Source organism: Ornithinimicrobium kibberense (genome assembly GCF_006519705.1).
GTDB classification, from domain to species: domain Bacteria; phylum Actinomycetota; class Actinomycetes; order Actinomycetales; family Dermatophilaceae; genus Ornithinicoccus; species Ornithinicoccus kibberensis.
This window is the reverse complement of the sequence record NZ_VFXM01000007.1, coordinates 44015-56344: the sequence shown is the minus strand read 5'-3', so window position 1 is coordinate 56344 and position 12330 is coordinate 44015. Positions and strand designations below refer to the sequence as shown.

The following is a 12330-nucleotide window of genomic DNA, read 5'->3' as shown; positions in this document are numbered from 1 at the left end:
TGGTGCCCGCGCACCTCGGAGCACCGCTGCGGGTCTGGGACAATGTCCGCCATGAGCACACCTGAGCGCACCGCCCTCCCGCGCCCGGCCGAGCTGCCGGAGCGTCCGTCCGTCGACGGGCTGGAGGAGAAGTGGGTCCAGGTATGGCGTGAGCGAGGGGCGAACACCTTCGACCGCGAGGCCGCCCTCGCCGCCGACCGCAGCCAGATCTTCGCGATCGACACCCCTCCCCCGACCGCCTCGGGAAGCCTGCACGTCGGGCACGTCTTCGGCTACACCCAGGCCGACTGCCTGGCCCGCTACCACCGGATGACCGGCAAGCACGTCTTCTACCCGATCGGCTGGGACGACAACGGCCTGCCCACCGAGCGCCGCGTGCAGAACTACTACGGCGTGCGCGGCGACGCCACCCTGCCCCACGACCCCGGCTTCACCCCGCCGCAGCGGGGCGGGGACGCCAGGAGCAGCAAGGCTGCCAACCAGGTGCCGATCAGCCGCGCCAACTTCATCGAGCTCTGCGAGGAGCTGACCGTCATCGACGAGCAGGCGTTCGAGGACACCTTCCGCCGGCTCGGCCTGTCCCTGGACTGGAGCGTGCAGTACCGCACGATCGACGACCGGTCCCGGGCGGTGGCCCAGCAGGCGTTCCTGCGCAACCTGGCCCGCGGCGAGGCCTACTCCTCCGAGGCGCCCGGGCTGTGGGACGTCACCTTCCAGACGGCGGTCGCCCAGGCCGAGCTGGAGGCCCGCGACTACCCGGGCGCCTACCACCGGGTGGCCTTCCACCCGGTCGGGGAGGGCACGGACGGTCCGGTGCACATCGAGACCACCCGCCCCGAGCTCATCCCCTCGGTCGTGGCGCTGGTCGCCCACCCCGACGACGAGCGCTACCAGCACCTCTTCGGCACCACGGTGAGCTCGCCGCTGTTCGGCGTGGAGGTCCCGGTGCTCGCGCACGAGGCCGCCGAGAGCGACAAGGGCGCCGGCATCGCCATGTGCTGCACCTTCGGCGACATGACCGACGTGCAGTGGTGGCGCGAGCTGTCCCTGCCGACCCGGTCGGTCATCACCCGGTCCGGCCGCCTGCAGGCCGAGACCCCCGACTGGGTCGCCGGCGGCCCGGGCGAGGCGCTGTATGCAGAGCACCTCGCCGGGAGGACCACGCACTCCGCCCGTGAGGCCGTCGTCGCCGCGCTGCGCGAGAGCGGCGACCTGGACGGGGAGCCGCAGAAGACCCAGCGCAAGGCCAACTTCTTCGAGAAGGGCGACAAGCCGCTGGAGATCGTCACCTCCCGGCAGTGGTTCATCCGCAACGGCGGCAAGGACGAGGACCTGCGCGAGGAGCTCCTGGCCCGCGGCGAGGAGCTGCGCTTCCACCCCGACTTCATGCGCAGCCGCTACCGCAACTGGGTCGGCGGCCTCAACGGGGACTGGCTGATCAGCCGCCAGCGCTTCTTCGGAGTCCAGATCCCGGTCTGGTACGCCGTCGACGCGGACGGGGAGGTGGACCACGACACCGTCCTGGTCCCCGACGAGTCCCGGCTGCCGGTCGACCCGGCCACCGACGTGCCGGACGGCTACACCGAGGACCAGCGCGACCAGCCGGGCGGCTTCACCGGCGACCCCGACGTCATGGACACCTGGGCCACCTCCTCGCTCAGCCCGCAGATCGCCTCGGGCTGGCCGGTGGCGGGCGCGCCCGACGGCGAGCTGGGCAACGACAGCGAGCTGTTCGCCAAGGTCTTCCCCTTCGACATGCGGCCCCAGGGGCACGACATCATCCGCACCTGGCTGTTCGCCTCCGTCGTGCGGGCCCACCACGAGCACGGCTCGCTGCCGTGGACCGACGCCTCCATCAACGGCTGGATCCTCGACCCGGACCGCAAGAAGATGTCCAAGTCCAAGGGCAACGCGACGACCCCGCTGGGCATGCTCGAGCAGCACGGCACCGACGCGGTGCGCTACTGGGCCGCGGCCGCCCGCCCCGGCGTGGACACCATCGACGACCCAGGCCAGGTCAAGGTCGGCCGCCGGCTGGCGATCAAGCTGCTCAACGCGAGCAAGTTCGCCCTGTCCTTCGGCGAGCTGCCCGAGGGGCCGGACGGCGCCCCCGCCGACGCCGCCTCGCTCGTCACCGAGCCGCTCGACCGCTCGATGCTGGCCGCCCTGGCCGACGTCGTCCGCCGGGCCACCACGTCCTACGAGAACTGGGACTACTCCACCGCCCTGGACGTCACCGAGAGCTTCTTCTGGACCTTCTGCGACGACTACCTCGAGCTGGTCAAGGAGCGGGCCTACGGGTCGGCGGACGAGGGTGGCCCCGCCCCCGCCACCCTGTCGGCACGGGCCGCCCTGCGGCTGGCCCTGTCGGTCCAGCTGCGGCTGCTGGCGCCGGTGCTGTGCTTCGCGACCGAGGAGGTCTGGTCGTGGTGGCACGAGGAGGGCTCCTCGGTCCACGTCCAGCCCTGGCCGACGGTCGAGGAGCTCCGCGGGGCCGCGGACGGCGACCTCGGGCTGCTCACGGTCGTGGGCCAGGCGCTCAGCGGGCTGCGACGCGCGAAGTCTGAGGCCAAGGTCAAGATGCGCACGGAGATCTCGGCCGCCACGCTGACCGGCCCGGCGGCCGACCTGGAGCGGCTGCGCGCCGCGACCGGCGACCTGCGGGCCGCCGGCAAGGTCACCGGCGAGCTGCAGCTGGCCGAGGCCGAGGAGCTGGCGGTGCACGACGTCGCGCTCGTGACGGAGGACGCCGACTAGGCTGACCGGATGCGCAGGGGCAGCCGGTCGACCGTCGTCGCGGTCCTGCTGACCGTGGCCGGCCTGGTCCTCCTGCTGTGGGGGTCGGGACAGGGGTCCTCGTTCGTCGCCGAGCCCCAGGGCACCTGGGGCCCGCCCCCGATCAGGCTGCCTGAGCTGCCGGACCTGGTCTCCGTCGAGCAGCCCGGGGACGAGATCACCGATGCGGAAGGGGCACCGGAGGGAGCCGAGCGGGTGATCGACCTGGTGCTGCTGTTCTACGCCGCCGTCGTCGTGGCCGGGGTGCTCCTGGTCCTGCGAGCCCTGCTGCGACGGGACCGGCGCGAGCGTGACCCCGTCGAGGAGCCCGACGAGGAGCTGCTGGCCCTGCTGGACGCCAGCGGCGAAGAGGTCCGCTACCGGGCGCTGACCGAGGGCGACCCGCGCAACGCGGTCGTCGCCTGCTGGGTCGCCCTGGAGGACGCGGTCGACCGCTCGGGCCTGTCCACCGACCCCTCCGAGACCGCCGCCGAGCTCACCACCCGGGTGCTCGGCCGCTGGCAGGTGGACCCCCCGGCGATCATCGACCTGTCCGAGGCCTACCGGGAGGCCCGCTTCTCGCGCCACCCCGTCACCGAGGAGCAGCGCCGGGCCGCCGTCGACGCCCTGGAGCGCATCCACGCCGACCTTCGCCGGCGGGCGCTGGCCGAGCAGGAGGCCGCCTCCGCGGCCGCCGACGCCGACGCGGCGGGTGCGGACCGGTGAGCGGCGGCCACCGCCTCCGGCGGACGCTCCTGTCCTCCGTCGTCGCCGTCCTCGCCCTCGGGACGCTCCTGTACCTCGTCGGTGCGCTGCCCCATACCCTGCCCGAGGTCGTGGCCGTCGTGCTGCTCGCCGGGGCGGCCCTGGGGCTGCTCCTGGCCGCGCTCCGACGCACCGGCCACGGTGTCGAACCGGCCTGGTGGGCCTCCACCCCCCGCGAGGAGGCGATCGCCCCGGCCGCGCTGGACTACCGGCTGGTGCGGCTGCGCCGCGACCTCCGGGACGCCCTGGAGCGGGACGACCGCCCCGACACCGTCCACGCCGTCCTGGTCGACCTCGCCGCCGAGCGGCTCCGCGCCCACCACGGCGTGGACCTGACCACCCATCCCGAGGAGGCCAGGGCCCTGACCGGGCCCGAGCTGTGGGCCTACCTGACCACCCCCCCGTCCGGGACGCGCCGGCGAAGCCGGGGGACGCTGCAGACCGCCGTCGAAGGGATCGAGAAGCTGTGACCGACCAGCCCCCACCGTCCGCCGCCGCCCCGGGCACGCCGCCGCCCGGCAGCACCACCCCGGACGTGGCCACCGTGTCGCGCCGGGCCCAGCAGGTGCTCGACCGGGTCGGGCAGGCCGTCGTCGGCAAGCGCGAGGCGCTGACGCTCGTCCTCACGGCCGTGCTCGCCCGCGGGCACGTCCTGCTGGAGGACTACCCCGGCCTGGGCAAGACCCTGGCCGCGCGCTCGTTCGCCCAGACCCTCGGCCTGGACTTCACCCGGGCCCAGTTCACGCCCGACCTGCTGCCGTCGGACCTGACCGGCTCGTTCGTCTACGACCAGCGGGCCGCCGAGTTCGCCTTCCGCCCCGGCCCGCTGTTCACCGGGCTGCTGCTGGCCGACGAGATCAACCGCACGCCGCCGAAGACGCAGTCGGCGCTGCTCGAGGCGATGCAGGAGCACCAGGTCACCGTCGAGGGGCAGACCTTCGCGCTGCCCCAGCCCTTCCACGTGCTGGCCACGGCCAACCCGGTCGAGTACGAGGGCACCTACCCCCTCCCCGAGGCCCAGCTGGACCGCTTCCTCATGCGGGTCTCCTTCGGCTACCCCAGCCCGCAGGAGGAGTGGGACGTGCTGCGGCGGCGGATCGCCCGGCAGACCGAGGACCAGCACCTGGAGCCGGTCACCGACGCCGACGGGCTGGCGGCCATGCAGTCCGCCGTCGAGACGGTCCCGGTCGAGGACGACGTGTCGCGCTACTGCGTCGAGCTGGCCGCGGCGACCCGACGGCACCGGGCGGTGCTCGTCGGGGCCTCCCCGCGGGGGTCGTTGGCCCTCATGCTCACCGCCCGGGCGTATGCCGTCGTGGCGGGCCGCGACTACGTCACCCCCGAGGACGTCAAGGCGGTCGCCCACGCGGTCCTCGACCACCGCATCTCGATCAAGCCCGAGCTGTGGATGTCCGACACCGGTGGCGCCGCCGTCGTCGACGCCGCCCTGGGCCAGGTCCCCGTGCCGGGCTCGCGCACCGGAGCCTCCACCGTCGCCGCGGAGTGACCACCGTGTCCTCCTCCCGCCGCGACCGCTGGGCGCCCACGCACGCCCTGCTGCGCTGCCTGGCCGTCGTGGTCCTCACCGCCCCGGTGGCCCTGCTGTGGCGCCGGCCGGACCTCGTCGTGCTGGCCACCCCCTTCGCCGTCGTGCTGGCCTGGAGCCTGGCGACCCGCCCCGAGCGCCTGCCGGGCCGCGCCCTGGCCCTCTCGCACGGCCAGGTGCGCGAGGGCGAGCAGGTGCTGGCCGTGGCCGAGGTGGAGCCGGTGCCCGGCGCGGAGGTGCTGGCCGCGGCGTCGGCGCCGGCCCCCTTCCTCCGGGGCGTGGGGCCGGGGGCCGCCCGGCACGGGCGCCCGCGGGACGACCCGCACGCCCCCGAGGGGGCGGGCGTCGGGACCGTCCTCGACGCGGCCGGACCGACGGTCGAGGGCCGTCGCCGGCTCGTCCTGGGCCTGCGGCCCACGCGGTGGGGACGACGCCGCATCGGGCCGGTCCAGGTCGGGGCGGTCGGCGCCTGGGGCTCCTACCGGTGGGGCCCGGTGCCGCTGGACCCGCTGACCCTGCCGGTGCTCCCCCAGCCGGCCGCCTTCGACAGCGCGGCGCCCGCCCCGCACCCGCGCGGCCTGGTCGGGGCGCACCGCTCCTCCCGGCCCGGGGAGGGCAGCGAGTTCGCCTCCCTGCGGCCCTTCCAGGTCGGTGACCGGCTGCGTCGCATCCACTGGCCGCGCTCCACCCGGACCGGCGAGCTGCACGTGACGGCCAGCTACGCCGACCAGGACACGCACGTCGCGGTCCTCGTCGACGCCCACTACGACCTGGGGACCTCCGGCGGCACGGACGGTCCGGCCAGCTCGCTGGACCGCTCGGTCCGGGCCGCGGCCGCGGTCTGCGAGCACTTCCTCCAGCAGGGCGACCGCGTCAGCCTGCGGGTGCTGTCGGCCCGCACCCCCCTCACCGTGCCGACCGGCACCGGCCGGCGCCACGGCGTGCGCATCCTCGACACCCTCAGCCGGGTCGTGCCCGCCGTCGCCGAGGAGACCGACCCACGCCGGGTCCACCTCGGGGTCGGCGAGGGCACGCTGGTCGTCATGGTCTCCGCGCTCGTCTCCCCCGACGCGCTGACGCAGGCGGCCACCCTGGCCGCCCGCGGCCTGTCGGTCGTGGTCGTCGACGCGCTCGTGGACCCGCAGCAGGGCGGCGTCGTCGCCGCCCTGGACCGGGACCCGCTGGCCCGGACCGCCTGGCGCATCCGCATGCTCGAGCGCGACCGGGAGATCCGGGCGATCCGGGCCCAGGGCGTGGCGGTGGTGCCGTGGCTGGGACCCGGCAGCCTGGACGTCGTGCTCCGCGAGCTGGCCCACCGCGGCCGCCGGGCGGGGGTCTGAGGTGGCCGAGCTGCTCGCCTCCTGGGCCGACCTGCGGTCCGCGCACCCGACCCACCTGCGGGTGCGCCTGGTCGCGCTGCTCGGCGCCGGCCTGTTCGCCCTCTCCCTCGCGCTCGCCGGCGGCGGCGGACCGGTCGCCTGGGCCGGCATCCTCGTGCTGGGGGCCCTGGTGGTCTACCAGCCGACCACGCTCATGCCGGTCGTCCTTACCGTCTTCGGGGTCGCGTCCTGGTGGGCCGGGGTCCCCGGCCCCTGGCACTGGGCGCTGCTGCCCGCCGCGTGGGGGCTGCTGCTCGTCCACGCGTCGGCCGCGCTGGCCGCGTCCGTGCCCGGCCAGGCCCCGCTGCCGTCCTCGGTCCTGCGGGTGTATGCCGTGCGCACGGGTGTGGTCGCCCTCGTCACCGCCGTGGTGTGGGCCGCGGCCGGCCTGGTCGTCCACGGTCCCGCCCCCGAGGGGCTCGGGGTGGTGCCGGGGATCGTGGGGCTGGCCACCGTGGTGGGCGGCCTGGTCGTCTACCTGCGGCGCACCGCGAGGGACTGACCGGTCAGGCGCTCTCCTTGCGCTGCTGCCGCTTGCGGGTGACCTCGCGGCGCACGATCGTGGGGTTGACGTTCTCGCGCACGACCTCGCTGGTGATGACGACCTTGGCGATCTCCTCGTCGGAGGGGACGTCGAACATCACCGGCAGCAGCACCTCCTCGAGGATGGCGCGCAGCCCGCGGGCCCCGGTGCCGCGCAGCAGCGCCTGGTCGGCGATCGCGTCGAGGGCGTCGTCGCTGAACTCCAGCTCGACACCGTCGATCTCGAACATCTTCTGGTACTGCTTGACCAGGGCGTTGCGCGGCTCGGTGAGGATGTTGACCAGTGCGTCCCGGTCGAGTGGGGAGACCGTGGTGATGACCGGGAGCCGGCCGATGAACTCGGGGATGAGCCCGAACTTCATGAGGTCCTCGGGCAGCACGTCGCCGAACTGCTCGCCGACGTCCTTGGCCGACCTCAGCTCGGCGCCGAAGCCCAGGCCCTGCTTGCCGGTGCGGGCCTCGATGAGCTTCTCCATCCCGGCGAACGCCCCGCCGACGATGAACAGCACGTTGGCGGTGTCGATCTGGATGAACTCCTGGTGCGGGTGCTTGCGCCCGCCCTGCGGCGGCACCGAGGCGACGGTGCCCTCGAGGATCTTCAGCAGCGCCTGCTGCACGCCCTCCCCGGAGACGTCCCGGGTGATCGAGGGGTTCTCGCTCTTGCGGGCGATCTTGTCGATCTCGTCGATGTAGATGATGCCCGTCTCGGCCTTCTTGACGTCGAAGTCCGCGGCCTGGATGAGCTTGAGAAGGATGTTCTCGACGTCCTCGCCGACGTAGCCGGCCTCGGTGAGCGCCGTCGCGTCGGCGATGGCGAACGGGACGTTGAGCATCTTGGCCAGGGTCTGGGCCAGGTAGGTCTTGCCGCACCCGGTAGGGCCGATGAGCAGGATGTTGGACTTGGCGATCTCCACGGCGTCGTCGCCGCGGGCGCCCTCGCCGGCCTGGATCCGCTTGTAGTGGTTGTAGACCGCCACGGCCAGGGCCCGCTTGGCGGGGTCCTGCCCGACGACGTACTCCTGGAGGAAGTCGAAGATCTCGCGCGGCTTGGGCAGCTGGCCCAGGCCGAGTTCGCTGGACTCGGCCAGCTCCTCCTCGATGATCTCGTTGCACAGGTCGATGCACTCGTCGCAGATGTACACGCCCGGGCCCGCGATCAGCTTCTTGACCTGCTTCTGGCTCTTCCCGCAGAAGGAGCACTTCAGCAGGTCGCTGCTCTCACCCATGCGTGCCATGGCCCCGACGCTACCTTGCCGGACCCTCCGGGCACAGCCTCATTCTGCTCACGGCATACGCGTGTTGCGCGCCGTCCGCCGTCAGCGCAACGGCCCGCACGCGACGGAGCCCGCCGCCCCGGCGGGGGCGACGGGCTCCGGGGCCGGCCGGAGGGTCAGTCCCCCAGCGACGCCTTGCGCGAGGACAGCACCTCGTCGACGAGGCCGTACTCCTTGGCCTCGGCGGCGGTGAGGATCTTGTCCCGCTCGATGTCCTTCTGCACCTGCTCGACCGTCTTGCCGGAGTGCTTGGCCCAGGTCTCCTCCAGCCAGGTGCGCATCCGCAGCACCTCGTTGGCCTGGATCTCGATGTCCGAGGCCTGGCCGTAGTCCCCGCCGGCCAGGGCCGGCTGGTGGATGAGCACCCGGGCGTTGGGCAGCGCAAAGCGCTTCCCCGGCGCACCGGCCGCGAGCAGCACGGCCGCGGCGGAGGCGGCCTGCCCGACGACGAACGTCTGCACGTCCGGCTTGATGTACTGCATGGTGTCGTAGATCGCCGTCAGCGCGGTGAACGAACCACCGGGGCTGTTGATGTACATGAGGATGTCCCGGTCGGGGTCCTGGGACTCCAGCACGATCAGCTGGGCGATGATGTCGTCGGCCGACGCGTCGTCGACCTGCACGCCGAGGAAGATGATGCGGTCCTCGAACAGCTTGGTGTACGGGTCCTGCCGCTTGGTGCCGTAGGAGGTGCGCTCCTCGAACTGCGGCAGGATGTAGCGGCTGCCGGGGGCGGGCGGCGCCGAGCCGCCGACGGGCCGCGCGGGCGCGTCGCCCATCCAGGCACGACCGGCGTAGGGGTGGTGGTGCTGGGTCATGTCAGCTCTCTCTTCTCGTCTCTGGCGCCGGTCACGACGTGGGCTGCTCGCCCGGGGCGTCCTCGGAGCGCTCGTAGACGTGGTCCACGAAGCCGTACTCCTTGGCCTCGGCCGCCGTGAACCAGCGGTCGCGGTCGGAGTCCTTCTCGATCTGCTCCACGTCCTGCCCGGTGTGCTCGGCGATCAGCTCGGCCATCTGCTTCTTGATGTGCAGCATCTGCTCGGCCTGGATCTTGATGTCGGAGGCCGTGCCGCCGATGCCGCCCGAGGGCTGGTGCATCATGACGCGGGCGTGCGGCGTCGCGTAGCGCTTGCCCTTCGTGCCGGCCGACAGCAGGAACTGGCCCATGGAGGCGGCCAGGCCCATCGCGACGGTGGCCACGTCGTTGGGGATCCACTTCATCGTGTCGTAGATCGCCATGCCGGCCGTGACCGATCCGCCCGGGGAGTTGATGTAGAGCCAGATGTCGCTCTCGGGGTCCTCCGCGGACAGCAGCAGGAGCTGGGCGCAGATCGCGTTCGCGTTGTCGTCGCGCACGTCCGAGCCGAGGAAGATGATCCGCTCCTTGAGGAGCCGGTTGTAGATCTGGTCGTCCAGGCTGGGAGCCGGGCGCTCGGCCATGCTGGTCTCCTGGGTCATGTGGTCCCTCGCTTCGTCGGGGTATGCCGTCGGGCGGCCGTCGTCTTCTCAGTGACCCTAACGCCCGCCCCGCCCCGGGCACTCCCGAGGGTCCGCCGTGTTCGCCCTGAGCGCACAAGGCCCCCGCAGCCGTGGGAGGGTGGCCCCCGTGACCGCCCCGCAGACTCCTGGCGACCGCACCTGGCTGGTCGCCCTCGCCGCCTCCCTGTGGGGGCTCTCGGCCCTCTGGCGAGGCCCCCTGGCCCGTGAGTACCCGGCGCTGACGGTGGTCCTGTGGGAGCACCTCGTCCTCACCCTGCTGCTCCTGCCCTGGCTGGTCCCCGCGGTGCGCCGGCTGCTGGCGGCGAGCGTGCGCACCCGGGTGTCCGTCCTCGTGGTGGGCGCGGGCAGCTCGGCGCTGGCCACGGTGCTGTTCACCGCCGCCTTCGCCGTGGGCGACCCCATCACCCCGCAAGTGCTGCAGAAGCTGCAGCCCCTCGTGGCCGTCGGCCTGGCGGCCCTGCTGCTCGGCGAGCGGCTCCGCGGCGGCTACCTGCTCTTCCTCGTCCCGGCCCTGCTGGGCGCCTGGCTGCTCTCCTTCCCCGACCCCCTGGCCGTGCGGGCCGACTCGGCCCGGGCGGCGCTGCTGGCGACCGGGGCCGCGTGCCTGTGGGCCGCCGGGACCGTCCTGGGGCGGGCCGCCAGCCGGGAGCTGCGCTTCCTCGACCTCACGGCGCTGCGCTTCGCCGTCGGGCTGGCCACCCTGCTCGCGGTCGCCGGGGCCACCGGGACGCCCCTGGCCCTCGGGCGGGACGCGCTGCCCGACCTGCTGCTGCTCGCGCTCGTGCCCGGCCTGGCGGCCATGGTCCTGTACTACAAGGCGCTGGGCCGCACCCCTGCCTCCCGGGCCACGCTGGCCGAGCTGGCCTTCCCCCTCACGGCGGCACTGGTGGGCGTGCTCGTGTTCGGCACCCGGCCCGAGGCGTCGCAGTGGCTGGGCATGGCCCTGGTGCTGACCACCGTGGTCGCCCTGTCCTGGCACGAGCGCCGCAGCGAGCGCCCCGCCGTCGCCGTGGCGGAGGCGTCACCGGTCGGCCGCTGACCGACCCGGCCGAGGGGCCGGGGACCCGGCGGACGCGGGAAGGGCCCCCGACCGGTCCGGTCGGGGGCCCTTCGCACGCAGGTGGGGCCGGTCAGGCCTTGGCCGCCTCGTCGTCCTCCGCCGGGGCGTCGACCTCCTCGGCCTGCTCCTCGGCGTCCTCGAGCTCCTCGACGTCGTCGAGCTCGTCGAGGTCGCCGTCCTCGAGGTCGTCGTCCTCGTCACCCTCCTCGTCGGAGCCCTCGATGGCGTCCAGGTCGACGACGTTGCCGTCGGTGTCGGTGACCTTGGCGGCCTCCAGGACCGAGGCGAGCGCCTTGCGGCGGCCGACCTCGGCCACCATCGCCGGCACCTGGCCCTGCTGGTCGATCTGCTGGGCGAACTGCTGGGGGTTCATGCCGTACTGCTGGGCGGTCATCATGATGTACTCGATGAGCTCGCCCTGGTCGACGTCGACCTCGTCGCGCTCGACCATCTTGTCGAGCAGGAACTGGGTGCGCATCGCCTTGGTCGTGGACTCGGTGACCTCGGCGCGGTGGGTGTCGTCCTCGAGCCGGTTCTCGCCCTCGAGGTGACGGTGCACCTCGGCCTCGACGAGCGACTCGGGGACGGGGATGTCCACCATGGCCAGCATCTGGTCCAGGACCTTGTCCCGGGCGGCGACGCCCTGCTCGAAGCGGGCGGCCTGCTCGGCCTGGGCGCGCAGGTCGGCCTGCAGCTCCTCCATCGTGTCGTGGGGGCTGGCCAGCTGGGCGAACTCGTCGTCCAGCTCGGGCAGCTCGCGCTCCTTGGCGGCGGTGACGGTGACGGTCACGTCGGCCACCTCGCCGGCGCGGTCGCCGCCGGCCAGCGGGGAGGTGAACTCGACGGTGTCCCCCGTCTTGGTCCCGCGCAGCGCCTTGTCCAGGCCCTCGAGCATGGTGCCGGAGCCGATCTCGTAGGAGACGCCCGTGACCGAGTCGACCTCCTCGCCCTCGATCGTCGCCGACAGGTCGATGGTCAGGTGGTCGCCGGTCTTGGCCTTGCGCTTGATCGGCTTGAGCGTGCCGAACCGGGCGCGCAGGGCGTCCAGCCGGGTCTGCACGTCGTCGTCGGCGACCGTGGCCGGGTCGACCTGCACCTCGATGCCGGAGAAGTCGGGCAGCTCGAACGCGGGGACCACGTCGACCTCGGCCTCGAACTTCAGGTCCTGGCCGTCCTGGAGCGGCAGCTCGGTGAAGTTGACCTCCGGCTGGCCCAGCGGGGTCAGGTCGTGCTCGGCCATCGCCTGGCCGTAGAGCTCGGGCAGCGCCTCGTTCACCGCCTCCTGCACGACGGTCCCCCGACCGAAGCGCTGGTCGATGATCCGCTGGGGCACCTTGCCCTTGCGGAAGCCAGGGACCTGGACCTGGGCCCCGATGCCGGCGTAGGCCGCGTCCAGGTGGGGCTTGAGGTCCGCGGCGGAGACCTCGACGGTCAGCTTCACCCGGGTCGGGGACAGGTTCTCGACAGCGCTCTTCACTGCTGGTGCTC

Annotated in this window: 11 protein-coding genes; 7 read left to right on the top strand and 4 right to left on the bottom strand. The window is 73.4% G+C overall.

The window, feature by feature from the left end; translation table 11 throughout:
- Positions 1-42 precede the first annotated feature (42 nt).
- From valS to FJR00_RS07310, 6 genes are read left to right on the top strand one after another with little or no spacing between them, the layout of a single operon-like run.
- Positions 43-2757, top strand: coding sequence for a valine--tRNA ligase (valS, locus tag FJR00_RS07335; RefSeq protein WP_377466311.1), 2715 nt, complete (start codon positions 43-45; stop codon positions 2755-2757).
- Positions 2758-2766: 9 nt separating this feature from the next.
- Positions 2767-3501 carry a DUF4129 domain-containing protein gene (locus tag FJR00_RS07330; protein WP_141338133.1) on the top strand — a complete coding sequence of 245 codons (735 nt, stop codon included), beginning with the start codon at positions 2767-2769 and terminating at the stop codon, positions 3499-3501.
- Positions 3498-4010 (top strand): hypothetical protein, encoded by a 513-nt coding sequence (locus FJR00_RS07325; protein ID WP_141338132.1) that lies wholly within the window; start codon positions 3498-3500, stop codon positions 4008-4010. Before FJR00_RS07330 ends, FJR00_RS07325 begins: the two co-directional genes overlap by 4 nt.
- Positions 4007-5047, top strand: a complete 1041-nt coding sequence (locus tag FJR00_RS07320) for an AAA family ATPase (protein ID WP_377466314.1) — start codon at positions 4007-4009, stop codon at positions 5045-5047. The genes FJR00_RS07325 and FJR00_RS07320 overlap by 4 nt, the downstream gene beginning before the upstream one ends.
- Positions 5044-6426 (top strand): DUF58 domain-containing protein, encoded by a 1383-nt coding sequence (locus FJR00_RS07315; protein ID WP_141338131.1) that lies wholly within the window; start codon positions 5044-5046, stop codon positions 6424-6426. Before FJR00_RS07320 ends, FJR00_RS07315 begins: the two co-directional genes overlap by 4 nt.
- A 1-nt stretch (position 6427) precedes the next feature.
- Entirely contained in the window at positions 6428-6967 is a 540-nt protein-coding gene (locus tag FJR00_RS07310) for a hypothetical protein (RefSeq protein ID WP_141338130.1), read from the top strand.
- A 4-nt stretch (positions 6968-6971) separates the two neighbouring features.
- Here FJR00_RS07310 and clpX read toward each other — a convergent pair whose 3' ends face one another.
- From clpX to FJR00_RS07295, 3 genes are all read right to left on the bottom strand, one after another.
- Positions 6972-8243 (bottom strand): ATP-dependent Clp protease ATP-binding subunit ClpX, encoded by a 1272-nt coding sequence (clpX, locus tag FJR00_RS07305; RefSeq protein ID WP_141338129.1) that lies wholly within the window; start codon positions 8241-8243, stop codon positions 6972-6974.
- Between the two features lie 155 nt (positions 8244-8398).
- On the bottom strand, positions 8399-9061 hold the full coding sequence (locus FJR00_RS07300; RefSeq protein WP_075958832.1) for an ATP-dependent Clp protease proteolytic subunit: 663 nt from the start codon (positions 9059-9061) through the stop codon (positions 8399-8401).
- A gap of 70 nt (positions 9062-9131) precedes the next feature.
- On the bottom strand, positions 9132-9740 hold the full coding sequence (locus tag FJR00_RS07295) for an ATP-dependent Clp protease proteolytic subunit (protein ID WP_141338128.1): 609 nt from the start codon (positions 9738-9740) through the stop codon (positions 9132-9134).
- A 148-nt stretch (positions 9741-9888) separates the two neighbouring features.
- Between FJR00_RS07295 and FJR00_RS07290 the strand changes: the two genes are divergently transcribed.
- Positions 9889-10821 carry a DMT family transporter gene (locus tag FJR00_RS07290; RefSeq protein ID WP_141338127.1) on the top strand — a complete coding sequence of 311 codons (933 nt, stop codon included), beginning with the start codon at positions 9889-9891 and terminating at the stop codon, positions 10819-10821.
- A 91-nt stretch (positions 10822-10912) separates the two neighbouring features.
- Here FJR00_RS07290 and tig read toward each other — a convergent pair whose 3' ends face one another.
- Complete coding sequence (gene tig, locus FJR00_RS07285) at positions 10913-12319, bottom strand: trigger factor (RefSeq protein WP_141338126.1); 1407 nt, start codon at positions 12317-12319, stop codon at positions 10913-10915.
- Between the last annotated feature and the right edge of the window lie 11 nt (positions 12320-12330).

What these genes read in the sequence shown, in the direction of transcription:
- FJR00_RS07330 (WP_141338133.1), top strand. Translation starts at nt 2,767, where the DNA reads ATGCGCAGGGGCAGCCGGTCGACCGTCGTCGCGGTCCTGCTGACCGTG.
- FJR00_RS07295 (WP_141338128.1), bottom strand. Translation starts at nt 9,740, where the DNA reads ATGACCCAGGAGACCAGCATGGCCGAGCGCCCGGCTCCCAGCCTGGAC.
- valS (WP_377466311.1), top strand. Translation starts at nt 43, where the DNA reads ATGTCCGCCATGAGCACACCTGAGCGCACCGCCCTCCCGCGCCCGGCC.
- clpX (WP_141338129.1), bottom strand. Translation starts at nt 8,243, where the DNA reads ATGGCACGCATGGGTGAGAGCAGCGACCTGCTGAAGTGCTCCTTCTGC.
- FJR00_RS07300 (WP_075958832.1), bottom strand. Translation starts at nt 9,061, where the DNA reads ATGGGCGACGCGCCCGCGCGGCCCGTCGGCGGCTCGGCGCCGCCCGCC.